Origin of the sequence: Acidilutibacter cellobiosedens (assembly GCF_004103715.1) — a bacterium.
Taxonomy (GTDB): domain Bacteria; phylum Bacillota; class Clostridia; order Tissierellales; family Acidilutibacteraceae; genus Acidilutibacter; species Acidilutibacter cellobiosedens.
Map to the genome: position 1 here is coordinate 2802885 of NZ_CP035282.1, position 25805 is coordinate 2828689.

At 32.5% G+C, this 25805-nt stretch carries 24 protein-coding genes and 1 tRNA gene; 2 read left to right on the forward strand and 23 right to left on the reverse strand.

The features are described from left to right. Nucleotides 1-11: 11 nt before the first annotated feature. The 6 genes from EQM13_RS13445 to EQM13_RS13470 all read right to left on the reverse strand — a co-directional run bounded on the left by EQM13_RS13445 (nucleotide 12) and on the right by EQM13_RS13470 (nucleotide 7065). Entirely contained in the window at nucleotides 12-1586 is a 1575-nt protein-coding gene (locus EQM13_RS13445; protein ID WP_114218557.1) for a PTS system mannose/fructose/sorbose family transporter subunit IID, read from the reverse strand. A gap of 53 nt (nucleotides 1587-1639) precedes the next feature. Then, nucleotides 1640-2104: a PTS system mannose/fructose/N-acetylgalactosamine-transporter subunit IIB gene (locus EQM13_RS13450; protein ID WP_114218558.1), complete on the reverse strand. Its 465-nt coding sequence runs from the start codon at nucleotides 2102-2104 to the stop codon at nucleotides 1640-1642. Between the two features lie 278 nt (nucleotides 2105-2382). Then, nucleotides 2383-3222: a DNA-binding domain-containing protein gene (locus tag EQM13_RS13455; RefSeq protein ID WP_071139927.1), complete on the reverse strand. Its 840-nt coding sequence runs from the start codon at nucleotides 3220-3222 to the stop codon at nucleotides 2383-2385. Further along, a complete protein-coding gene (locus EQM13_RS13460) occupies nucleotides 3219-4487 on the reverse strand; it encodes a sensor histidine kinase (RefSeq protein WP_114218559.1) in 1269 nt (422 codons plus the stop codon). The genes EQM13_RS13455 and EQM13_RS13460 overlap by 4 nt, the downstream gene beginning before the upstream one ends. A gap of 160 nt (nucleotides 4488-4647) precedes the next feature. Next, nucleotides 4648-6726, reverse strand: a complete 2079-nt coding sequence (locus EQM13_RS13465; protein WP_071139924.1) for an S-layer homology domain-containing protein — start codon at nucleotides 6724-6726, stop codon at nucleotides 4648-4650. Between the two features lie 18 nt (nucleotides 6727-6744). Then, nucleotides 6745-7065, reverse strand: coding sequence for an ATP-binding protein (locus tag EQM13_RS13470; protein ID WP_161567258.1), 321 nt, complete (start codon nucleotides 7063-7065; stop codon nucleotides 6745-6747). Between the two features lie 355 nt (nucleotides 7066-7420). Here EQM13_RS13470 and rd point away from each other — a divergent pair, with 355 nt between their 5' ends. Next, nucleotides 7421-7582, forward strand: coding sequence for a rubredoxin (rd, locus tag EQM13_RS13475; protein ID WP_071139923.1), 162 nt, complete (start codon nucleotides 7421-7423; stop codon nucleotides 7580-7582). Nucleotides 7583-7596: 14 nt separating this feature from the next. Here rd and yihA read toward each other — a convergent pair whose 3' ends face one another. The 12 genes from yihA to EQM13_RS13535 form a co-directional block, all read right to left on the reverse strand. Further along, nucleotides 7597-8205 (reverse strand): ribosome biogenesis GTP-binding protein YihA/YsxC, encoded by a 609-nt coding sequence (gene yihA, locus EQM13_RS13480; protein ID WP_071140935.1) that lies wholly within the window; start codon nucleotides 8203-8205, stop codon nucleotides 7597-7599. Beyond that, nucleotides 8192-10552 (reverse strand): endopeptidase La, encoded by a 2361-nt coding sequence (gene lon / locus EQM13_RS13485; RefSeq protein WP_071140934.1) that lies wholly within the window; start codon nucleotides 10550-10552, stop codon nucleotides 8192-8194. The genes yihA and lon overlap by 14 nt, the downstream gene beginning before the upstream one ends. Nucleotides 10553-10655: 103 nt before the next feature. After that, nucleotides 10656-11936: an ATP-dependent Clp protease ATP-binding subunit ClpX gene (gene clpX / locus EQM13_RS13490; RefSeq protein WP_071140933.1), complete on the reverse strand. Its 1281-nt coding sequence runs from the start codon at nucleotides 11934-11936 to the stop codon at nucleotides 10656-10658. A gap of 19 nt (nucleotides 11937-11955) precedes the next feature. Then, complete coding sequence (gene clpP, locus EQM13_RS13495) at nucleotides 11956-12540, reverse strand: ATP-dependent Clp endopeptidase proteolytic subunit ClpP (protein ID WP_071140932.1); 585 nt, start codon at nucleotides 12538-12540, stop codon at nucleotides 11956-11958. A gap of 21 nt (nucleotides 12541-12561) precedes the next feature. Then, nucleotides 12562-13851, reverse strand: coding sequence for a trigger factor (gene tig, locus EQM13_RS13500; RefSeq protein ID WP_128752967.1), 1290 nt, complete (start codon nucleotides 13849-13851; stop codon nucleotides 12562-12564). Nucleotides 13852-13989: 138 nt separating this feature from the next. Continuing rightward, nucleotides 13990-14073 (reverse strand) — tRNA-Leu (locus tag EQM13_RS13505). Between the two features lie 143 nt (nucleotides 14074-14216). Next, nucleotides 14217-14426, reverse strand: a complete 210-nt coding sequence (locus EQM13_RS13510) for a hypothetical protein (protein WP_071140929.1) — start codon at nucleotides 14424-14426, stop codon at nucleotides 14217-14219. Next, on the reverse strand, nucleotides 14416-15390 hold the full coding sequence (locus EQM13_RS13515) for an ABC transporter ATP-binding protein (protein ID WP_071140928.1): 975 nt from the start codon (nucleotides 15388-15390) through the stop codon (nucleotides 14416-14418). The genes EQM13_RS13510 and EQM13_RS13515 overlap by 11 nt, the downstream gene beginning before the upstream one ends. Further along, nucleotides 15387-16364 carry an ABC transporter ATP-binding protein gene (locus EQM13_RS13520; protein ID WP_071140927.1) on the reverse strand — a complete coding sequence of 326 codons (978 nt, stop codon included), beginning with the start codon at nucleotides 16362-16364 and terminating at the stop codon, nucleotides 15387-15389. The genes EQM13_RS13515 and EQM13_RS13520 overlap by 4 nt, the downstream gene beginning before the upstream one ends. Before the next feature lie 13 nt (nucleotides 16365-16377). Further along, on the reverse strand, nucleotides 16378-17325 hold the full coding sequence (gene opp4C, locus EQM13_RS13525) for an oligopeptide ABC transporter permease (RefSeq protein WP_234958941.1): 948 nt from the start codon (nucleotides 17323-17325) through the stop codon (nucleotides 16378-16380). A gap of 12 nt (nucleotides 17326-17337) precedes the next feature. After that, a complete protein-coding gene (locus EQM13_RS13530; RefSeq protein ID WP_128752969.1) occupies nucleotides 17338-18300 on the reverse strand; it encodes an ABC transporter permease in 963 nt (320 codons plus the stop codon). A 100-nt stretch (nucleotides 18301-18400) separates the two neighbouring features. Then, nucleotides 18401-20092 (reverse strand): ABC transporter substrate-binding protein, encoded by a 1692-nt coding sequence (locus tag EQM13_RS13535; protein WP_128752970.1) that lies wholly within the window; start codon nucleotides 20090-20092, stop codon nucleotides 18401-18403. Nucleotides 20093-20738: 646 nt separating this feature from the next. Between EQM13_RS13535 and EQM13_RS18295 the strand changes: the two genes are divergently transcribed. Continuing rightward, nucleotides 20739-20903 (forward strand): hypothetical protein, encoded by a 165-nt coding sequence (locus tag EQM13_RS18295; RefSeq protein ID WP_161567259.1) that lies wholly within the window; start codon nucleotides 20739-20741, stop codon nucleotides 20901-20903. Between the two features lie 19 nt (nucleotides 20904-20922). On the opposite strand, the gene mnmA is transcribed toward EQM13_RS18295, so the two are convergent. The 5 genes from mnmA to EQM13_RS13560 form a co-directional block, all read right to left on the reverse strand. After that, nucleotides 20923-22002, reverse strand: a complete 1080-nt coding sequence (mnmA, locus tag EQM13_RS13540) for a tRNA 2-thiouridine(34) synthase MnmA (RefSeq protein ID WP_128752971.1) — start codon at nucleotides 22000-22002, stop codon at nucleotides 20923-20925. A 43-nt stretch (nucleotides 22003-22045) separates the two neighbouring features. Continuing rightward, complete coding sequence (locus EQM13_RS13545) at nucleotides 22046-22777, reverse strand: HAD family hydrolase (protein ID WP_128752972.1); 732 nt, start codon at nucleotides 22775-22777, stop codon at nucleotides 22046-22048. Between the two features lie 103 nt (nucleotides 22778-22880). Further along, the gene (locus EQM13_RS13550; protein WP_128752973.1) at nucleotides 22881-23714 is read right to left on the reverse strand and encodes a DegV family protein; all 834 of its coding nucleotides are present in this window, start codon (nucleotides 23712-23714) and stop codon (nucleotides 22881-22883) included. Between the two features lie 158 nt (nucleotides 23715-23872). Continuing rightward, nucleotides 23873-24460 (reverse strand): rubrerythrin, encoded by a 588-nt coding sequence (rbr, locus tag EQM13_RS13555; RefSeq protein WP_071140921.1) that lies wholly within the window; start codon nucleotides 24458-24460, stop codon nucleotides 23873-23875. A gap of 192 nt (nucleotides 24461-24652) precedes the next feature. After that, nucleotides 24653-25543 carry an HD-GYP domain-containing protein gene (locus tag EQM13_RS13560; protein ID WP_128752974.1) on the reverse strand — a complete coding sequence of 297 codons (891 nt, stop codon included), beginning with the start codon at nucleotides 25541-25543 and terminating at the stop codon, nucleotides 24653-24655. Nucleotides 25544-25805: the final 262 nt, after the last annotated feature.

Consider the following 25805-nt stretch of genomic DNA (forward strand, 5'->3'; position numbering starts at 1 on the left):
GTCAATTGGAACTATAATATATTCAATAATACTCCAAATATTCCCATGGCAAATGACAAAGCCAATGTTATATACAAACCATTCTTGGGATATTTTTTTATAATATAATAAAATAGAAATACTGTACAATAAGGTAATAATTTTGGTATTACAGAGTTAATTACATCATTTAACACAATTTCTTTCTCTGCAAACTTAAACACCGGTGATAGATTAACCTTTACATAGTTGGTAATTAAACCGGCTGTAACCATCATACCAACAATAGTAGAACCCTCAACAAATTTTTGTATAATATTACTATTTTTCATTTTAAGTATGAATTTAGTTCCAAATTTATAGCCCATCATGGTACCATAGTATCTTACTAAAATACAAACTATTAAATTGGGAATAATAAATACTAAAGGAGCAATCGGGTTTCCTTCAATTGCTAAAGCTGCAGCAAAAGCACCGGTGATAGTGACTACAACCCCCTTAAAGAAAGAATCGCCAAACCCTGCTGTAGGTCCCATTAGGGCTGCTTTAGTAGCTGAAATGGACTGTGCTTCGATAGGTGCCCCCAAAGCTCTTTGCTCTTCTAATGCGATAGTTACGCCCATGATTACATTATGCATAAAAGGATGTGAATTATAAAATTCAGTATTACGTATAGTTGCCTCTTTAAGGTCTTCACCTTTATATAATTTCTTTAAAGCAGGTAAAATTGCATAACAATATCCTAATCCCAAATATCTTTCATAATTTAAACATGCACCGGTAAAGTACGAACGACGGTATATGGATTTTAAATCCTGCTTTGTCAGAATCCTTTGTGAACTGTCTTCTTTAATCTCTCCACCGATTTCCTGGGATTCCTCTTCTTTGCCAAGAGTATAGATGGCCACTGCAACACCAATACTGAATATAGCTATGGATATGACGTTCATCTCTAAATAAGCCGTCATCACATATCCTATTGCTAAAAAACACCAATACCTCTTCAAATTCATCATTTTTAGAAGCATTGCCATACCCATTGCTGGCATTATACCTCCCGCTACACTGAGACCTGTTCTTATAAATTCCGGTAAAATATTATATAGCCTTTCAACCCATGCACTTCCTAAATATATACCTAAGAAAGACGAAAGCGCCCAACAACCAAACATACAAATTAGGCAAAGCATTTGATGTGTTTTAACAGCATCAACATTGCCATCCATTATTTTTTTGTCTGCTCTATGTGCAATAAACAGATTTATATTATAATCCAGTAATAATATAAATTGTGCAAATACGCCTATGGGAAACGCCAATGTTACACCTACCTCTGCATTTCCGCCGCTTGCTATGGCCAAAACAGTTGACATCATTCCTGCAAATTGTGCATTGGGAGGAACACTTCCACCTACCGGGAATACACCCATAAACATTAGCTCTACCGTTCCTCCTACTATTAATCCTGTTCGTAAATCACCCATTAAAAGACCAATTATTGGACCCGCAAATACCGGACGGCTAATTTGGATATGTCCATATCCCAAATTTTCCGTTAAGAGAAGCGCCATAATTAATGCAATTACGATTGAAGTTGCTAATGACATAAAAAAACCCCCTTTAAAATTAAATTTTTGTTTTTTATATCTTCTGACACTGTTTAAATTAAATCTAAAATATTCTTTTTTGACTCTGTCGGCAGTTTTTGTATTTCACATACAATTCCCATATCAGTTATTTCACGTAAAGCATCTAACTCTTCCTCAGAAACATACACTGTCTTAAAGATTTCTTTTTTGCCGGGTTTGAAATGAATGCTTCCAATATTGAGATTGGTAATTTTCACTCCGTTTTTTATTAGGTTTAAAAAAGTTATAGGACTTTTAGCTATTATAAACATTTTCCTCGAGATGTTATTTATCTGTTCGATGGCATCGTTTTCATCAAAAACGCATAGTTTCTTACCTCTCGGGCAAGCCATCTCCAATAAGTCTTTAAGCATTTCATTTTTTGCCGAATCGTTATCCACTACAACAAAAGTATCAAAATTTATAGCCTGTGCCCAGGCGGTGCTAACTTGTCCGTGTATCAACCTTTCTTCCACTCTGCTAAAAACTATAGGCATAACTTATCTCCCTCCTTAAATTTTGATCATTTAATTTTTAAAATTAAATATCGTGAAATAATTCTTTATTATTAATATATCAGAAATTTAATTTATTTTCAATATATATTTTTAAAATTTAATTTCATATACTATTTTATAATTAATCCTTTGTCTTTACCCCTACAGAGTTTTACTTGCATTTGATGTATCCGGCTGAATTATAAGAAAGTTATAAAAAAATAGAAGGAATAAAAATTCCTCCTATTTTAACATTATTGTATTATTTATCTGAACTTCTAATAGGGCTTTTCACATAAGAAAAGTAACCCTTCAAAAAATTTATCGATGTTGACCTTTCCCCCTATATTTCTTTTCCCTCGTAAAAAATCCATTTCTGCCTTTACATTTTCAAAATCAAACAACGTATTGAAATATGTTTGAAAAATTTCATTAGAATAATCTTCTAATCCTTCGCTGGCAATATTAGACAACCCTATTTTAATTGCTCTTCTTATCCTTTGTTTTACTGTTTTGGGTTTGTCCTTGCTTATATATGAGCATAGATTATCTAAATTAAAATCTTCATAGGATTTTTCGGACTCTATAATATACATACAAATTTTAATAATATCGCTTGTCCCTTTTTCTCCCAGCATTCCGACCATACTAAGAGCATTTTTTATCTTGTTGATTTTGTTTTCTCTTTCAGTTTCTTCATGAGAATCCGAATCCTTAAATACCCTCTTTATTCTTTTCAACATCCTTTCCAACTCAATTTTTTGGGCTACTTTATTTGCAACTTTTTCAACCTCAATTATATTTATAGGTTTGTTTATAAAGAATTCTATTCCCAAATTATAGGCTTCTGTTATAAGGTCCGTATCTGAAACTTGAGATATCATTATAAAATTTATTTCCGGTTTAATTTTTTTTATTTCTTTTACTAAACTATTTCCATCTAATTTAGGCATAAGCAAATCGACCAAAACAATATCAGGATTTATAATGATAATTTCCTTTAAAGCCGTATCTCCGTCATTGGAAGAACCGACTACCTCTCCCAAATTGTTTTCTTCTATAATGTTGGCAAGTATTTTTACAATATTTATATCATCATCTACAATATAATATTTCAAAACAAATCCCTCCCGAAAACTTCTTTGGGTATATTTATGGTAAAAACAGTCCCCTTATTCAGTTCAGATTTTACAGAAATCTTTCCTTTAAATTTATTTTCCACAAGATCTTTTACCAATGCAAGACCTATTCCTCTTTCTATATTGCCTGTATCCTTATCAAACTTCGTGGAAAATCCCGGATTATATATATAATCCAAATTATCTTTCTTTATTCCCATACCGTTATCTGAAATATAAAATACATAATCATTCGTATATTCATCTATTAACACTTTCAATATGCCTCGTTTTTTATTTTCCATGGCTTCGATTCCGTTATTTATTAAATTCATGAATACGGACATAAGATAAAAATGATCCTTAACATCAAAATTTACTTTGACATTAAAATTTAAAATTATATCCAATTTATTTCTTGCTATATATTCTTTCATATCGATCTCTAAAATTTTTATTATATCTTTAATGTTCATACAAGATACATCTGATTTATCTTCAGACATTTCTTCCAATCCTTTTATAACTCTTATATAATCCTTTTTTATTTCGTGGACATTTTTAGCAATGTCTAAAGATAAATTTTTAAGTTCTTCAGGATAATTGTTCTCCGAAATTGTCTTATAAGCAAAATATGATTTTTTCATTACCTCCTCAATCTCTGCCATATTTTTATTCATAAAGTAAATCTCACTTTTAAAACTGGCAGTAAGCATCATCAATCTTCTGTATCTGAATTCATGTTCATCTTTTATAAGAAATGACTGGTATCTCTTTATTCCTATTACTATTCCCAGAACAGCAGCGGACCTTAACAATGCTATTAATATAAGCCCCTTGATAATCTCTATATCCATATCAACTATTCCGGTCCTTATACTCATTTCTACCACGTTTGAAAGAAAGTCACAGGAAAAAGAGGCTGTTATAAAACTTGTAAGATTTTTTTCTGTTTTTCTATAATAAAATAAATAAAAAAATATACCATATGAAAAATAAAAAAATACATCAGGCATTACCATTATATATATTTGATGTATATCCTTAATTGTTATATAAAGAACTATGCTTCTAAAAACGGGAGAAACTATCCCCGATGCAAAACCTACCCCTATAGGATTGACATCCTCATAATAATATAAAAGGACAGGAAGTATTATAATCGAAAGAGTTATGATGAACCCTTGAGAATAATAGTTTATATGAAACAGAGCGCCTATCGCTATACATACTGCAATAAAAACCGTATGCTTAAACTTTTTCATTTTTTTCACCTTATCATAAGCTATTATGAAATTGTTTTCCTTTTTATCTATAATACTAAATTTATATCTTCTTGTCCATATTGTTTTTCTGCTTTAATTTATCTTTAAAGCAATAAAAAATCTGCTTTGAAATTAATTTCAAAGCAGATTTTTTCAAATTCTATTTAAATAGATAATTGTAAATCATTATGGCCGCACTTTCTCTGGTCAAATTGCTCTTAGGATTGAATTTACCATCAGAACCTTGAATGATTTTTAATCCATATGCAATATTTACATATCCTAATAATTTTGGATCTATATCCTTTGTATCCTTAAATATTTCTTTGTATATTCCTTCCAGATCTGCGACTTTGCTATATCCCAGAGCTCTTATAATAAATTTGACTCCTTCTTCCTTTGTAACGACTCTCTCCGGATCTCTTTCCCCTTCTTTTACTATTCCTTGAACCGTTAAATATTTATAAAGAGAATTATCAAAATCCTTAGAGTCCGGCTCAAAATAAGGATAAGCCGCTTTACAAATTAAATATAGGAAATCCTTCTGGATAATATTTTCTTTCGGTTTAAACTCATCCGATGAAAAATATATGCCATAATCAGCTAAAGTCTGAATCTGAACCTTTGCATTGCTATCATCAATATCCTTATAAACAGGGGCTACCTTTTCTTTATAAACGTTCCCGTTACTATCCAAAAGCTGTCCCGTAGTCGCACTGATATTTACAGGTTTATCCTGCTTTAACGTATAGCATAATTTTACGGACTTAGTATATTTAGGAGTCGTATAATCATATACAGTCACATATCTAAGTTCCATCCCTATATTACTATACAGAACGTCGTAAGCTTTGTCTGAAGATATTATCTTATCTTGAGACGGAAATTCTCCTTTATACCAATCAATATTATACGATGTTATCTTTCCGTTCACACCATTAATTCCTACACTTATATCATCTCCGTCGACATAAGCTTCACCTGATTTTCTTACAAAATTAAAATATCTATAAATATCATTCTTTTGTACATTTCCCTGCTCCATCAATTCCACTTCTTTATACTTTGAAGGATTGAATTTTTGGATAAAATCCTGAGCGTTCTTTAACAGTTCTTTATCCGAATATTTTACGGAACCTGTACTCGCATTTGGATCCCCGTAATAAAAACTTATCAGTTCTCCCGTTTTAGCATCAACAGACACCTCATAAGTTTCATAATTGTTATTCTCGGATTTTTTATTAAAACTAATCATCCATACATATTCGCCTTCGTTTTTCCAATAGGAATTTAAAGACTTATCAACAACTTCAAATTCTTCACCTATATTTAACATTTTTCTTGCTTTATCTACGGCTTCATCACCATTTATAATTGAAGATATACTTTCAACGGCTTTAATCTCGTCGGGAGATAAATTCTCTCCGTTACCGCCTGCATCTGCCATACTTTTTTCCTCTGCTCCTCCATATAGTCTGTAATAATCGTATGGCATCAATTCTCCCGTCAGTGCATCTACTCCCTTAGATTCTCCTATATAAGAGTATGCTAAATAATAGTTTGGCTTATCCTTTTCATAGGTATATTTATACACCAAATTTATTCCTTTTTTATCTTTAAATGTGCTCTTTGCCTCATCTAAAGATATAATATTTTTGCTATCCGGAAACTTCAAGCTACTGTCCCAATTGAAATTGTAATTTGTAACTTCTCCTGTATTTTTATCTACATATATGGTTGCATTATCATCACTATAAGGAATTCCGTTTACAATCCTTATGAATTCATAATCATATTCATTTGATCCAGGATTCAAAGATGTATTTTCATTGTCATATTTTACAGACTCAACTACTTTAGGATTGACTTTTTTCAAAAATTCCTGAGCAATTTTCAATCCGTCTTCCTTTGAAAGTTTAGGCAGTTTGTTATCTGATGTATTCTCGGAGTTATATTTATTGTAATTAAGAACCGTTCCTTCAGCATCAATAGTCACATTTACTCCCTTAGAGTCCTCCTTGGAATTAGTCCAATTTAGATAGAATGTAACTTTTTCTCCCGAAGAGCTTACATTATAATCAAATTTATCATAAGTATCTGTAATATTAAACAGCTCTTTAGATCTTAATATTGCATCTTGAAGTTTTTTATCATATTGTTCTTCTCCAAATACTGCTAAAGGCAACATCAGAGAAATCATCAGCATAAAAGACACTACTTTTAATATTTTTTTTCTCATAAATAACCCCCCTTGGTATTACAAGTATTTAATAGCTATAATCTTATTTTTATTAACATAAAACTCATCACTTAAGCCATTGGCAATTATCAGTCCTCTTCCACTGCATTTTAAATCTAAAGGATTATATTTATTGCAGTCAAAAATAAAACCTTCTCCTTCATCTGATACTTCAATCTTTATTACTTTCTCCATCACCTCCAGATGGAGTTTAACACATTTATTTCTGTCATAATCATTTCCGTGTATGGCTCCGTTAGTTACAAGCTCATTTAATATCAGCTTAACATCGAACATTACCGTTTCATCCGAAATTATTCTGCTCAATTCATTCAACACGTTTTGTAAAAAATCTTTAATAATATACAAATCACTGCACACATAACCATTAAATATAAAGGACAACTAAATCACATCCATCTAATATATATTTTACGTTTTATGATTTTATTTAAACTATTTAATAGTTACCCATATTTTTGTCCTTCAACCTAATGTTTTTTACTTAATTTATAAAACTATATCTCTCCTTCCATATCAAATTTCTTAAAAATATTATATAATTAAAATATCATAAATGGGTTACAAAACCATTACAATATTGTATAAACAAAAGTGGTTTAAAATAAGCAATAAGCGGGTATTATTTATTATGTTTAACTCATTATGACAAATTTATGAGGAGAGTGATAAAATGGATAGATATGTTTGTGGTCCGTGCGGTTATGTTTATGATCCTAAAGTAGGAGATCCCGACGGAGGTATAGCTCCGGGAACCCCCTTTGAAAAACTTCCTGATGATTGGGTATGCCCAGTCTGTGGCGCTACAAAGGATCTTTTTGAAAAAGAAGAATAATAAAAGAGCAGCAATTATTTTAATTGCTGCTTTTCATTTACTTCAAGTATTTCTTCTATTATTTCCCATATAAGTTCAATATTCATTCTCTTTTCTGCAGAATATGGAATTATCAAGTTTTCATCAGCAATTCCCAATTTCTTCTTTATTACAGAAATCTGTTTTGTAATCTGACTTTTAGATAGCTTATCGGATTTGGTACATACAGCTATGCCGTTAAACCCATAGGATTTAATCCACTTATACATGGTTAAATCATGCTCCCCAGGTTCATGACGTATATCTAAAAGAAGAATTACTTCCACAAGGTTTTCTCTGTTGTGAAGATAATCATCAATCATTTTGCTCCATTTTTCTTTTTCTCCCTTAGACACTTGAGCATAACCATATCCGGGTAAATCTACCAGTCGAAATTGATCATTTATATTATAAAAATTTATAGTTCTGGTCTTCCCAGGTTTGTTGCTTGTCTTTGCTAAACTTTTTCTATTTGTCAATGTATTTATTAGAGACGATTTCCCTACGTTGGATCTTCCTGCAAATGCTATTTCAAATTTATTATCTTTCGGATATTGTTTTTCATTAACTGCTAATGCAGTAATTTCAGACTTATTTATTTTCATTTTTATCATCCTTATTCAGCAAAGAATATTTTAGCACCTCATCCATACTTCTCACAAATATAAATTGAGTCCTTTTCTTTATGTTCTTGGGGACTTCTTCCATATCCTTTTTATTTTCATAAGGAAGAATTATCCTTTTAATCCCCGCTTCACTTGCCGCAAGGACTTTTTCTTTAATTCCTCCTATAGGAAGGACTCTGCCCCTTAATGTTATTTCTCCTGTCATGGCCGTATCCCTTCTTATAGGCTTTCCGGAAAGAGCCGATATAACTGCCGTAGCCATAGTAATACCTGCCGACGGACCATCTTTAGGTATTGCACCTTCCGGCACGTGAATATGAATATCCGTATCTTTATAAAACTGTTCGTCTATACCAAAATCAGAAAAATTCCCTCTTATATAACTTATCCCCGCCATGGCGGATTCTTTCATTACATCTCCGAGCTGTCCCGTAAGTTGGAGTTTACCTGTACCTTTCATACAATTTACTTCTATAAAGAGTATTTCCCCTCCGAATACTGTCCATGCAAGGCCTGTTGCTATTCCTACTTGATTCTTTTCTTTTACTACTTCGTGCTTGTATTTTTCTACTCCTAAGTAGTTATGCAAATTCCCGTTATTTATTCTCACCCTGTTGATATTTTCTTCAACTATTCTTTTAGCCGACTTTCTGCAAATATTGGCTATATTTCTCTCCAAATTTCTAACTCCCGCTTCTCTGGTGTAATTGCTGATTATAGTTTTTAATGCTGTCTCGGAGATATATAAATTTTTCATTTTCAAACCATTTTCTTTAATTTGCTTGGGAAGAAGATAGCCTTCCGCAATTTTTAATTTTTCTTCTTCCGTATACCCCGATATTCTTATAACTTCCATTCTATCGAGGAGTGCATCCGGTATAGTCATAGTAGTATTGGCAGTAGTTATAAAGAACACCTTTGACATGTCAAAAGGTACTTCCAAAAAGTGATCTGTAAAGGAATTATTTTGTTCGGGATCCAGGACTTCCAGCAATGCACTTGCCGGATCTCCTCTGAAATCTCTATTTAATTTATCTATCTCATCAAATAAAAATACAGGATTTTTTGAACCTGCCTTTTTAATTAAACTTATAATCCTTCCGGGCATCGCTCCTACATAAGTTCTTCTATGTCCTCGTATTTCTGCTTCATCTTGAATCCCTCCCAAGGACATTCTTACAAAGTTTCTATTTAAAGACTTGGCTATGGACTTAGCTATAGAAGTTTTCCCAACCCCAGGAGGTCCTACAAAGCACAGTATAGGTCCTTTCATATTTCCGGATAACTTTCTTATAGCTATATATTCCAATATTCTTTCCTTTACATCCGTCAGTCCATAATGATCCTTATTTAATATTTCTCTTGCCTTTTTTAGATCTACCTTATCTTTAGTTTCTTTATCCCAGGGAAGTTCTATAATCCAATCAAGATAAGTTCTTATAACTCCCGTTTCAGGTGAACCTGGAGAAAGCTTATATAATCTCTCTGCTTCAGTTATTGCCTTATCTCTTACTTCTTTAGGCATCTTTACTTTTTTAATTTTATTCTTGTATGATTCCACTTCCTCAGATACTTCGTCTTCTTCACCCAACTCCTTTTGAATTGCTTTCATCTCTTCCCTCAAATAATATTCCTTTTGCACTTGCGTGATCTGTTTCTTAACTCTTTGATTGATATCAACTTTAATTCTCAATATTTCTATTTCTTCCTGAAGCATTTTATGAAGTATTTCCAATCTTTCATAAAAATCAAATGCTTCCAATATTTTCTGATCGTATTCAGGCTTTAAATATATATAAGAAGCTATAATATCCGCAAACCTTCCCGGATCTTCTATTTCGGCAACAGTAACAATTACATCCTGAGATATTCTGTTGCTTAAGTTAGTATATTCCTGAAAATCATCCAGTACCAATCTCATTATGGCTTCCGTTTCCTTATCTTTTCCTATTTTCTCCGGATCATAAGTAAGCTCTTCTATTTCGGCTTCAAAATATTTATCCGTTTCTGTAAAATCTACTATCCGTCCTCTGTTCAATCCTTCTATAAGAACTCTTATACTCCCTCCCGGAAGTTTAAGCATTTGTTTAATTTTCGAGACAGTCCCTATATGATAAAAATCATCTATCCCAGGTTCATCTATTTTGGGATCCTTCTGAGAACATAGTAAAATTAGAGAATCATCTACCATTGCCTTTTCCAGTGCATTCACAGACTTATCTCTGCCTACATCAAAATGAATAATCATATAGGGAAAAACAGATACTCCTCTTAAAGCTATGATAGGTATGGTTCTTTTTAAAATACTATATGGGTTTAACTTCATTTTTTCACTCCTTTATGTACATAACTAAATATAGTTTATCTTATTAAATTAATATTATGAAAAAATTAATGAAAAAGACTCACCAACATGTGAGCCTTTTTCATTATGATGCAGTCTCTCTTTCCCCAGATTTTTTCTGTCTTGCTTTTTTCTTTCTATCAGAAATCACAAGAGTAGGTTCTCCACCATTCATAATTGTTTCCTTAGTTATAACACATTTCTCTATATCATCCCTTGAAGGTATTTCATACATTATATCCAACATTGTTTCTTCTATAATGCTTCTGAGTCCTCTTGCTCCGGTTTTTCTTTCAATGGCTTTTTGGGATATAAGATCTAAAGCATCTTTCTCAAACTCAAGCTCCACATCATCCATTGCAAATAATTCTTTATATTGTTTTACCAAAGCATTTTTAGGTTCAGTAAGGATTTTAACAAGAGATGGTTTATCCAATTCCTCTAATGTAACAACGACAGGAAGTCTCCCCACAAATTCAGGAATTAAACCATATTTAATTAAATCTTCAGGTCGAATATATTTAAGTATATCTCCTACGCTCAAATTGGTTTTACTTTCAATTTTTGCTCCGAATCCCATGGAAGACTTTCCGGTTCTGTTCTGGATAATCTTCTCCAATCCATCAAATGCTCCTCCAACTATAAACAAAATATTAGTTGTGTCAACTTGAATGAATTCTTGATGGGGATGCTTTCTTCCTCCTTGAGGAGGTACATTAGCTACAGTTCCTTCCAATATTTTCAAAAGTGCCTGTTGTACTCCCTCTCCGCTTACATCCCTTGTAATCGACGGGTTTTCCGTTTTTCTTGCTATTTTATCAATTTCATCTATATAAACTATACCCTTTTCCGCTCTTTCAATATCATAATCCGCCGCTTGAATTAATTTTAGTATGATGTTTTCAACATCTTCTCCTACATAACCTGCTTCTGTTAAAGAAGTTGCATCCGCAATAGCAAAAGGTACATTTAATATTTTGGCAAGAGTTTGAGCAAGAAGAGTTTTTCCTGAACCAGTAGGCCCAATCATAATAATATTACTTTTTTGTAATTCAATATCATTATTTTTATTTGATTTTCTGTTAATACGTTTATAATGATTATACACCGCTACAGCTAAGGCCTTTTTGGCCCTCTCTTGTTTTATAACATATTCATCAAGAGTTTCTTTTATTTTATAAGGTTTAGGAAGTTCTTTTACTTCATAATCAAAGGAATCTTCAAATTCCTCATTTATAATCTCCTGGCAAAGTTCAACACACTCATCACATATATATACATTAGGTCCTGCAATAAGTCTCCTCACCTGGTCCTGAGGCTTTCCGCAAAAAGAACACCTAAGCTGCTTGTCATCATATTTTGCCATTGTGACACCTCACTTAAAGTTATTTTTTAAACTCAATCACTTCATCTATTATACCATATTTTTTAGCTTCGTCTGCATTCATAAAAAAATCTCTATCAGTATCTTTCGATACTTGTTCATAGGATTTTCCGGTTCTATCACTTAATATCTTATTTATTCTCTCCCTCATTTTAATTATTCTTTCTGCTCGAATTTTAATATCTTCTGCCTGCCCTTGAGTTCCTCCTGAGGGTTGATGAATCATAATCTCCGAATTCGGAAGAGCAAATCTTTTTCCCTTTGCACCTGCGGCAAGTAAAAACGCTCCCATGCTTGCAGCCATTCCTACGCATATAGTAGAAACATTGGGCTTTATATACTGCATAGTATCATAAATTGCAAAACCAGATGTAATAACACCACCAGGAGTATTTAAATAAAGTTGAATATCTTTGTCGGGATCTTCCGCTTCAAGAAACAATAACTGTGCTACAACTAAATTTGCAGTAACATCATTTATTTCATCTCCAAGAAAGATAATCCTTTCCTTTAATAATCTTGAATATATATCGTAAGATCTTTCACCCCTATTAGTTTGTTCTACTACCATTGGAATTAAAGCCATCAAAACACCCCTCTCATAACATTATACGAATTTTACATTTTTAATAAGCAATTCAATTGCCTTATCTTTAATTATACCCGATTTAATCCATTCTAAATCTCCCTTTTTTACGTCTTCTTTAAACTTTTCTGTATCTTTTGGATTATATTCCGCAGCAATTTTTTCTATTTCTTTATCTATCTCTTCTTCTGTAGCCTGAATATTTTCCTGTTTTGCCAATTCACCCAATACAAGGTCAGACTTAACTTTGTTACCAGATCTTTCTTTAAATTGCTCTTTTAATTTTTCCAAAGAAGTATTTGCAAATTCAAAATATTTATCAAGAGACAATCCTTGCATTTTCAGCCTATAATCAAATTCCGATACTTCATCATCTATTTGTCTGTCAATCATAACTTCAGGAATTTCAACTTCTGAAATCTCCATCAATTTTTCAATAGCTTTTGTTTCATTTTCAACTTTCTCTTTATCTTTTGCTTCCTTCTCAAGTTTCTCTTTTATACTCGATTTAAGTTCATCTAAAGTATCAAACTCACTTACATCTTTTGCAAATTCATCATCTAATTTTGGTTTTTCTTTAATCTTAATTTCCTTTATCTCAACTTTAAAGAGTGCATCTTTAGATCTTAATTTTTCTTCAAAATAATCATCGGGAAATTTTACATTAACATCCACTTTTTCTCCTACTTTTTTCCCTATAAGCTGTTCTTCAAAACCAGGGATAAATTTTTTTGAACCCAATTCCAAATTTTGATTTTCAGCCGTTCCACCTTCAAATTTTTCTCCATCCATATATCCTTCAAAATTTATTGTTAATATATCTCCATTTTCCGCTTCTTTATCATCAGCATCAATAAGCCTGGAATTCATATCCTGCATATTTTCAATTTCTTTTTTTACATCTTCTTCAGTAACATTATACTTTGCCTTTTCTATTTCTATACTTTTATAGTCTCCAAGCTTTACTTCGGGTTTTACGGTCACATCAAGTTTTAGTATAACAGGTTTACCTTTTTCCAATTGTTCAATATCCACTTGAGGTTGATCTACAGGTTCCAATTCTAACTCTTTAACTGCTTCCTCATAAGCTTCTGGTAATAATATATTCAACGCCTCTTCATAGAATATGCTTTCTCCGTAATTTAGCTCAATAATTTTTTTTGGAGCTTTTCCCTTTCTAAATCCGGCCACATTAAATTTATTTCTAATCTTTAAGTATGCTCTATCTATAGCTCTTTCAAATTTATCCTCTTCAATTTCGGCTTTAAAAGTAACTATATTATTCTCCTTTTTTTCTACGTTAAAATTCATGTTTTCCCTCCTAACTTAATATTTGACTCTTCAAAGCTAATATACACTATCTTATAAAATTATATCATAAAAAGTAAATATTTGAACTGTCAAATGTCAAAAATAAAAAAGCCACTGGAGTAACCACTGGTTTCATCTTGGTGCGGGAAAGAGGACTTGAACCCCCACGTCAATGACACTAGATCCTAAGTCTAGCGCGTCTGCCAATTCCGCCATTCCCGCTTATCTGTATAGATTACCTTTTTCATTATAACATTTCACATTAAATTGTCAATATTATTTTTTGTGTTTGGTTTCCATAAAAAACTACAGCTTTGTTATTCTAAAACTGTAGTTTTAATGATTTTATTCAAAATATTTGCAATTTATTTTAAAAATACTTTGGTAAAAAACAGAATAAATAAACCAAATACAATAGCGCCTAATACTACTATAGGAAATATTATCTGAAAAGCTGCTATTATCATTGCTAAAATATCTTTCTTAGTGAATTTGTATGGTTCTTCAGCATTTTTTCTGTCAATTTCTCTTTTCAAATCCCTTTCCTGTTCTTTTATAGTTTTTTTATTTGGCAAAGTGGCACGCCACAAAGTGTTCTCCTCCCAGATTTCTAAATTCAGGAATTTCTTCCTTACATATATCTTTTGCATAAATACATCTTGTATGAAATTTGCAACCCGAAGGAGGATTAGCCGGACTTGGAATATCCCCTTCCAAGATTATTCTTTTAATTTTTGTCTTAGGATTGGGTACAGGTATCGCGGAAAGCAATGCTTGAGTATAAGGATGCTTAGGATCATTGAACAGGTCCTTTTTATTTGCCATTTCAACTAAAGAACCCAAATACATTACTCCGACTCTATGGCTTATATATTTAACAACCCCTAAGTCATGAGAAATAAACAAGTATGAAAGCCCTCTGTCTTTCTGCAAATCCGTCAAAAGATTTATAATCTGAGATTGAATCGAAACATCAAGGGCAGAAACCGGTTCGTCGGCAACTATAAAAGAAGGATTAAGGGCCAAAGCTCTTGCTACCCCTATTCTTTGCCTCTGTCCTCCGGAAAATTCATGAGGATATCTGTTTAAATGATATTTAGCCAATCCACATGATACAATAACTTCTGTTATATAATCATCTAATTTCTTCCCCTTTTTGTACAATCCATGTTCGACTAATGATTCTCCGACTATTTGAGACACTGTCATCCTCGGATTAAGAGAACTGTAGGGATCTTGAAATACTATCTGCATCTCTCTCCTTAATTTCATCATTTCATCCTTGGAAGCATTTAGAACATCTTTTCCTTTATAATATACCTTCCCTTCATTGGCATCCAGTAGCCTTAAAATTGTTCTGCCAGTCGTAGACTTTCCGCAGCCCGACTCTCCTACCAACCCTAAGGTTTCTCCTTCTTTTATATAAAATGAAATATTGTCAACTGCTTTTACATCTCCTACTTTTTTTCTAAAAATTCCTTTATATATAGGAAAATATTTTTTTAAATTATCCACTTCAAGAAGTGCATTCTCGATCATTTTGTCACCTCCTCAGCCCTAAAACAGCTAACCTTATGATTTGAACTCAATTCTCTTAAAGCCGGCTGAGATTTTTTACATTCATCTGTTGCCCATTTACATCTCGGGTTAAAATAACAGCCCCTCGGAAGATATAACGGATTCGGAACAGAACCCTTTATGTTTTCAAGCCTTTTTCCCTCTTCAATCAGAGACGGAATGGAGGTCATGAGGCCTATTGTATAAGGATGTTTGGGATTATCAAACAATTCATATACGGGAGCATCTTCAACGACCTTTCCGGCATACATTACTATAACATGGTCAGCCATTTCGGCTATAACTCCTAAATCATGAGTGATAAGCATAATAGAAGTATTCAACCTGCTCTTTAAATCATTCATCAATTCGAGAATCTGGGCCTGTATAGTAACATCCAATGCGGTAGTCGGTTCATCTGCGATTAATAGCTTAGGCTGACAAGCCAAAGCCATGGCTATCATTACTCTCTGCCTCATTCCTCCTGAAAGCTGATGGGGATACTCATCAACTATCTTTTCAGCTCTGGGAATCCCTACAATTTTTATCATCTCAATAGTCCTTTTTCTGGCTTCTTCCTCAGTCATATGCTGGTGAAGCATCAGAACTTCGGATATTTGAAATCCTACGGTAAATACAGGATTCAGCGACGTCATAGGCTCTTGAAATATCATTGAAATATCATTTCCGCGAATATCTCTGATTTTATTTTCGGAAACTTCTAAAAGATCTTCCCCATTAAATGTTATCCGTCCATTGACAATTTTTCCGGGAGGACTTGGTATTAAACGCAATATAGACATAGCCGTAATGCTTTTGCCACAGCCTGACTCTCCTACTATTCCTATGGTCTTCCCCGATTCGACATCAAAATCCACACCATCTACGGCTTTCACTACTCCATCGTCAGTATAAAAATAAGTCTTTAAATCTTTTACTTTCAATAGTTTATCCATACCTCTATCCCCCTTATTTAGACTTAGGATCAATGGCATCTCTTAATCCGTCGCCAAACAAATTGATTCCCATAACCGCTAAAAAAATAGCAATTCCCGGCGGTAACCACAACCATACACGATTTTTCAATACATATATATCCCTTGCATTTTGAACAAGATTTCCCCAAGTAGGTACGGGAGGAGTTACGCCAAGTCCTAAGAAGGACAAAGCCGCCTCACTCATTATTGCTGCCGCCATCCCCATTGTGGCGCTGACAATTATATAACCAACCGTATTGGGTATTAAATGTCTCCATATGATTTTACTGTCCCTGATCCCCAAAGCTCTTGCAGCCTGAACAAATTCCTGTTCTCTTAACGAAAGTATCTGGCCTCTTATCATTCTGGCAAGTCCTGGCCAACTCAATACTCCTATAATAACCATAACTATATACATTTTTTGTTCCGGCTTAACGCTGGTTCCAACTACTGCCGATATAGTAATGGCTAAAGGCAGAAAAGGGAACGACATGAATATTTCATCAATTCTCATCAATAAATTATCTATCCATCCTCCATAAAATCCCGCTACTCCTCCGACTAATGCGCCTATTACTATTTCTATTCCAACGGCAAAAAGTCCAACTTTCATAGATACTCTGCCGCCATACAATATCCTTGTCAGATAATCTCTTCCTACCTCGTCAGTTCCCATAAGATGTTCTCTGGAAGGCGGCTTATTTATTTGAGTAAAATCCATAGTATAAGGGTCATAAGGAGTCAAAACAGGAGCAAGTAAAGCGGACAACACCAAAATTAAAAATATAAACAGCCCCACCATGGCTACCTTATTCTTTATGAACTTCCTAAAAACCAGCTTCCAAGGAGTAATAATTTCCTGCTTTCTTTTATTTTCATCGTCGGTAATATCACCATCAATATCATTTTCCATTTTAACATCTGCATCTTTATCAGTCATCATGTTCCCCCCTTAATCGACCTTAATTCTTGGATCTACCAAGGCATAGCCTATATCCGCCAAAAGATTGCCAAGAAGAGTAAGGAGTGCAAAAAACATATTTAAAGCCATCATCATGTTATAATCCCTGGCACTGATAGCATCCATCATAACATTTCCTATTCCAGGCCATACAAATATTCTTTCAAGTATTACGGCCCCCGAAAATAATCCCGGAATAGAAAATCCCACTATGGTTACTATAGGTATTAAGGCATTTCTGAAAGCATGTTTATATATAACTATTTTTTCCGTTAATCCCTTAGATCTTGCGGTACGAATATAATCCTGATTAATAACTTCCAGCATACTTGTCCTTGTATACCTTATTAAGCTTGCCATACTTCCGAATGTCAGAACTACTGCCGGAAGAACCATATGATATATAATATCCTTTGCTCTTGCCAATCCTATGGCGTTTTTCCCCGGCGTTATCATGCCGTTTATAGGAAACATATTTAATTTGACCGAAAAAATATATATCAAGAGTAAACCGAAAAAAAATGACGGCATAGATATCCCTATAATAGAAAACACAGTCCAAAAATTGTCCGTAGTCGAATACTGTTTAACCGCACACACTATACCGATTGGTATGGATATGGCAAATGCCAAAAAGTAAGTTACAATATTTAAAATAAAACTGTTTTTTATAAATCCGGGCACTACTTTGCTTACAGGCTGTTTATACATGTAAGAATCCCCGAAATCGCCTTTTACAGATCGCCTCAGCCAATTAAAATACTGAACCGGTATAGGTTTATCCAAACCTAATCTGGCGCGCTCAGCCGCTTTCTGCTCAGCCGTAGCTTTAGGATCCAGCCTTGACCCTACCGGATCTCCGGGAGCCATTTTAATAATTCCAAATATCAAAACCGATATGATAAATATTACGGGAATCAGATGTAGTAACCTTCTCAGTATATATTTTAGCATAATTTCCCTCCTTTAATGAAATAAAGTTGTTCTTCTATGATATAAACCCGGTATTTACCGACCGGGTTTATATCACTTTATATTATCAAAACAGCTATTGTTACAATTCAACATTTAAAATGGTCACTGGGTAAGTAAAATCTTCGTATGGAGAAGTGTTGAAATTCTTAACTCGATTATTCACCACATCCCAAACTAAATTTTGTGTCATGAACATATATGGGAGTTCTTCATTTATAAGTTCTACCCATTTATGATATATTTCTGCCCTTTTCTCTTGGTCAAATTCCATTCTTCCTTCATCTATAAGTTTATCATTTTCCTCATTGCGGAATCCCCCTGAATTAAATCCGCCGAGAACATCTGCCGAGCTATGAAATACTTCCTTTGAATCCGGATCTATACTTAAAGACCAAGCCATATTGAACATTTCAAAATCCTGCTTATCATATACTTTTTCCGTAAGAGCGGCAAATTCCATTAAATTAGGTTCAACCTTAACTCCGATCTTCTCCCAATCGGCTTTAAGCATAGGTATTAAAGTTTCAACGTATTTACTGTCCGTATAGGTATCCCATACAAATTCAAGACGCTTGCCGTCTTTTTCCCTGATGCCGTCTGCCCCCGGTTTCCATCCTGCTTCGTCAAGAAGAGCCTTTGCCTTTTCCGGATCATATTCATATTTGTTTATATCTTCGGTATAAGCCCATGAAACCTGAGAAACAGGTACATTTGAAACCTCGGCATACCCCTGATAATAAACGTCAACAAACTGCTGCCTGTTGAATCCATAGGTCAAAGCCTGACGAACTCTCTTATCGGAAAGTCTTTCATCTCTTAAGTTAAATCCCATGTAACCATATCCGTTGTCAGGAAAACTGTGAATATTTAAAAATTCTGCATCGTCTACCATATTTTTATTTTCTTCTTTTGGAGGAACGGCTAACTGAACGTCAATGGTTCCCTTTTCCAACTCCTGCATCTGAGTTTCAGCAGTCGTAAATTTCAAAATCAATTTTTTAATCTTGGGTGCTCCGAGAAAATAATTCTCATTTGCCGTAAATTCTACATATTGTTTCGGTTCGTATTTCGCAAGGATAAAACTTCCCGAACCTATAGGAGTGTTCATCTTATCCTTTATAGGTTGAATATTTCCCTTTTCGTAAGCATAAATATGGGAAGGCATAATCCCTATTATTAAATCCCAAATATGTGTAATCATTGCGGTTTTAAATGTAAATGAAATGTTATGATCATCAATAACCTTTATTCCTGCCACATTGGTAGCGCTTCCATTATGGTATTCGTCATATCCTACCAAATCCTCCACATATGAAGACCTGGGCCCGTCGTAAGAAGGGTCACATAAAAACGTATAAGTAAATTCCACATCCTTAGCTGTCAATGGAGTACCGTCGGTAAACTTAACTCCCTCTACCAAATGAAAGGTATAAGTTTTATGATCTTCGGAAATATCCCAATTTTTAGCCAAATGAGAGGTAGGATTTCCCTCCTTGTCATTGGAAATAAGTGCATCAAAAATTAAAGATGTAACATACCCGTCATATACTTCCCCTGCAATTCCGGGAACAAAATCGCCTTTTGTTTCATGGGTCCCTATTATTAAAGTATCTGATGCGCCGTCTCTTGTTTTTGCCGGATTGACAACAGTTTCTTCCGTTTCATCTTCTCCGCCCGTTACAGGAGCGGGTTCTTCTTTTTTACCACACCCTGACAACACTGCCGATAAAACCAGAACCAAACAAAGAATTAAACAAATCTTTCTTTTCATTAAAATATACCCCCTTTTATTAATTATACTTAATAATAATTAATTATAATTAAATGTATTATATCATCCGACTTTCATGGGTGTCAACGGGCAACGTAGATATAGTACATTTAAATTTAAAATAATAAAAGTATATTTATACTAATATACACATATATATTCTTATCTGATAAAAATATTTTGTTTGCCGTATTTATAATATTTATTAGGTTTTTTTGAATATCCCACTACAATCAAGCGCATCACTAATTTATTATTCATTCACATAAACTAATATTCTTAAAGTATAAATAATTCTGATTTTTATTTATTTTTTATTATTTTATATTAATATAAATATTAAAAATATTATGATCTGTAACTTTTTCTTGTTAATATTTATCAATTTTTCTTTTAAATATATTAATTTAATGAAAATTTAATTATATAATGGGTATAAATGAATATATATTAATAAAATAGATAAAAAATAATATTTTTTAATATTTCTTAATTTTTCGTAAAACTAATCAGCCCTTTATATTTCTACGTAGTAAATTCTTTTAATTTCACTTATTAAAGTGGTAAATGTATTTTTTGCACAAAAGGAGGATTTTAAGATTATTTGTCTAATTTATAATTATGAAAATACAATTGGGGTGATATCATGGGAAAAATAGAAAATGATATTGAAAAACTATGTATAGACCTAATAGTGATTCTTAATGATTTAAAAATCAGTGGGAAAATATCTGAAGAAGAATACAAAGAATATATAAAAGAAAAATTAATATTTATATCAAAACATATGGATTTTTCCAACACCTGTTAGGTGTTGGAAAAATCCATATTTAAAACACCTGCTTTATAATGCCTCCGCCTAATACTAAATCTTTTTTGTAAAATACAACCGATTGTCCCTTTGTAATTGCCCTCTGAGGACACTGAAATTCCAATATTACCCCATCATTATGAGGAGTAACTGTTCCTTCCCCTTCTTTCATTGTTGATCTTACTTTAGCGGTAATATTTTCCTTCTTTGTCAGCTCTTCCACCGGAATGATATTTAGCTCATCTGCATATAACCTTTCTTTGAATATATCCTCCTCATTTCCCAAGACAACTAAATTCTTATCAGGAATTATCTCTTTAACAAATACCCTCTTGCCCAACGCGATTCCCAGTCCTTTTCTCTGCCCTATGGTGTAATGAACAATTCCCTTATGTTTTCCCAATATATTTCCCTTAGTATCCACAAAGTACCCTTCCGTAATCTTTTCAGGAATCCTATTTTCTAAAAACTTTCCATAATCATTATCGGGAATAAAACATATTTCTTCACTGTCCGGCTTATTATAGACCTTCAGCCCGATATTCTCCGCTATCTTTCTTACTTCATCTTTATTATAATATCCCAAGGGCATAAGAGTATGTTCCAATTGATATTGAGTCATTGTATATAAAAAATAGGTCTGGTCTTTTTTAGGATCCACAGATTTTTTCAAAAGAAATCTGTTGGTTTTTTCGTCTTTTTCTATCTTAGCATAATGTCCTGTAGCTATATAATCTGCCCCAAGCCCTTGAGCTTTTCTTAAGAATTCATCGAACTTTATATATTTATTGCATGATATACATGGATTTGGAGTTCTTCCCTCCAGATATTCATTAATAAAATAATCTATTACTTTTCTCTCAAATATTCCTTTAAAATTCATGACATAATGAGGAATATTAAGTTGCTCGGCTACCCTTTTAGCATCATATACTGAAGAAATAGAACAACATCCTCCTTCTCGTTCATCATATACCTCATCATGAGGAATAACCGTCATAGTAACTCCTATTACATCATATCCTGCTTTGAGAAGTAAATAAGCTGTAACGGAACTATCCACTCCTCCACTCATCCCTACTATAACTTTCTTCTTCATATTAACACCTGCTTTTCTAACAGTCTATATTACAAAAAAATTTCTATATAAAAACAGTTTCCACATTTGGACTTACTTTATATATTATATCTTTCCTTTCAACTACAATGGAAATTTTCTTATATAAATCTTTATCCTTCTTAAGTACTTGAAGCAAATCCCAATTTGGGTTAACCGCTGTCGGATTTCCTACCATTCTAAGCATGGACAAATCACCCGTTGTGTCTCCATAGGAGTAGCTTTTATCAAGATCCACTTCATATTTTCTTACAAATTCATCAATAATGTTTTGCTTATTTTCCGAGTCCCACATTTTTATAATTTCCCCGGTAAAATTATTATTTTCATCTACTATATATCTGCTTCCTCTGCATTCCGTAATTCCATATTTTAATGCCATTTTTTCTACTAAAAAATCAGGACTTCCCGATATAAAAAATACTTTATGTCCTTTTTGCTTATGCCATTCAATTTTGTGTCTGGTATATTTATAGACATTTTCTCCATTTAATTTTATAACCTGACTTGATACAAAATCTATGTAATTTTTATTTATACCCTTAAGTCCTTTCAAATAAAAATCAGCCAATTCCTCAAGATAATCTTCAAAATTCCCGTATCTTTTTTCCCATTCGGTATATGTATGCTTTACATGGTTATACCATACAGAGGGATCTATAATTTCATATTTAATTAATTTTTTGAAATGCTGTATCATTAAAGAATTTCTATACAAAGTACCATCTATATCAAAAAAGGCACCTATATTATTCAATGTTAAATCTCCCCTTCAACCTATTTTAATCTTATAATACCCAAAATTATAATTTTCCTTTAGAATCTATTTGAAATAGAGGTGACATTCGCCATATCCATTATTAAAATGCTAAAACTATTCCTCCCTTATCAGCATAAGCACTGCTTAATCCACCTGTTCTCAATATTATTATCTCTTTAAAATTATATTTCTTTTCTATCATTGCTTTAAGAGCTTCTGCTTTTTCTAATGCATCACAATGGGCAATCCCCAAAATTTTATTTTCAAATTTATATCCATTTTCTCCTATTATTTCAACAAGTCTGTTAAATGCTCTTTTAGCTCCCCTCACATTATCAAATAGCTTAACATTTCCAGAACCATCTGAACCCATAATAGGTTTAAACGACAACAGAGATGCAATGCGACCTGCTATTTTATGAAGTCTTCCAGCTTTAATTAAGTTATCAAGATTTTCTAATATAAAATAAGTTTTCATTTCCTTTATATATTCTTCAGCTGCTCTTACTATTTCATATTTATCATATTTTTTTTGTATCAATTCAAATATTTTCATACTGACTAATGTTTCACCTATGGATGCACTCAAAGAATCAAATATATGGATAAATTTCTTTGTACTTTCAAGGGTAAGTTTTTTAGCAAGTACTGCATTATTATAAGTACTACTCAATTGAGACGAAAGTGTAACCACAAAGATCTCATCCCCTCCTTCATATGCCTTCATAAAGTCAGCCGGAGATGGGCTTGAGGTACGGATACCGGTTTTACTATTCCCCATAGTATAAAGAAAATTTTCAATATTCAAATTCTCATCGTCTATGAAGTATTTCTCTCCTATATCTATTTTCAACGGCACTAAAGAAATATTCATTTCTTTCTTCAATTCCTCGTTTAGATCGCAACTGCTATCGGCAACAATTTTAAAAGTCATCACTACACCTCTTCTATTTAATTTAAAGTTATACTAATAGTACCACTTATCTTATAAGGACACAATAAAAAATAAATCAAATTATGCAAAAAGACCTCATATATAAATTATCCAAATAATATGAGGTCAGCAACATAATATCCTGTTATATTTTACAATTAATAATTCTCAGCTAATAACTCAAAATATCCTTGAGGATGAGCACAGGCAGGACATTTTTCAGGAGCAGACGTGCCTTCGTATATATATCCGCAGTTATTACATTTCCATCTTCTCACTGTTTCTTTCTTAAATACAGAATTATTCTCTAAATTGCTTAAAAGTTTCCTGTATCTCTCTTCGTGATGTTTCTCGACTTCTGCAATTTTCTCATAAACATAAGATATTTCTGGAAATCCCTCTTCGGCTGCAACTTTTCCGAACTCAGAATATAATTGAGACCATTCTTCGTGTTCTCCGTTAGCCGCGGACAATAAATTTTCTTTAGTATTTCCTAAGTTGACAGGATAGGAAGCTTCTTTGATTTCTATCGATTCTCCTTTAAAATCTTCATTTAGAAATTTAAAAAATCTTTTAGCATGTTCCTTTTCATTTTCTGCCGTTTCCATAAAAATATTAGAAATCTGGACATATCCTTCCTTTTTAGCTGTAGATGCATAATAAGTATATCGAGTTCTGGCCTGAGCTTCTCCGGCAAATGACTTCATCAAATTTTCAGCAGTTTTTGTACCTTTTAGTGATTTCATTTATAATCCTCCAATCTTAAATTATTTCAATAAAGATTTTAATTACCATTTAAGAAAAATTGTTGAACTTATCCATTTCAACAAATCATTTTATAAATATTAGGTTTTCATTTATCCTTATTGGCTAATTTATACATATCACATAACTTATATTATATCATCGATCATATAAAAAGTTAATCTATTTTATCACTAAAAATAGCATCTATATGCATTTTCCAAAAATATAAGCAAAAGTTCAACATTTAAATGATCGCCTGCCATTGATCTAAGAATTTTAAAAGCATGGGTAGGAGTAATTTTTTTCTTATATGCTCTATTTGTGGTTAAGGCATCATATATATCCGCGATAGCACAGATTTTTGCATAAAGGGGTATATCTTGCCCTTTTAGGCCATTTGGATATCCACTTCCATTTTCCTTTTCATGATGCATTAGCACTGCTAATTTTACGTCTTCCGAAATGCTGTCTGCATTTTTAACAATATCATATCCTAAAAGGGGATGGAGCTTAATTATTTCAAATTCTTCTTTTGAAAGCTTTTCTTTTTTATTTAATAGCTTTAAGGGAATTTTTATCTTACCAATATCGTGAAGAACTCCGGCTTTAATAATTTCGCCCATATTGTAATGAGAAAATTTCAAATATTTTCCCAACACCATACAATAATATCCTACATTTAAACTATGAATATATGTATAACTGTCCCTTTCATATAGGTCAGTAAGATAATTATTAATAAATGGCTCATTAACTATTTTCTCAAATAATCCGTCCGAAATTTCATTTGCCTCTCTTGTCTCAAGCATTTTCCCCTGTGATAATCTTTCAAAGGTCTTTTTAATTATAACCCTGTCCTTCTCGTATATATCATTGATTTTCATTATTTTTTCTTCTTTTTCACTTTCTTGATTTTTATAAACATATATATATTGAACTCCCATCTCCATTAATTTCATTTTAATATTTTTATCAATTATTGTAGACTCCTTTATAAGAAGCTGCCCTACATTATCTACGATATTTTCAGCCAATATATCTCCATATTCACATGTCACGATGTCTCTTTTATTTTTAACCATATACACCAACCTCACCCTGATTTATGAATAATTCTCAAATTAACAATTCGATCAACACGTAACTTAGTACAATAATAGAGTTCATTCTATATATGAATTTTCAAAATAATATAAATATATTTCGTCTTTTAATTCCATAAATTTGCACAATTCCTTAAAAAAATTTATATTACCAATAAAATATTATAACGTAATATTTTTCATGTCAAGTAATTCATTATTTTGTCATATGTCACATAAATCTTTACTATTAAATATAAAA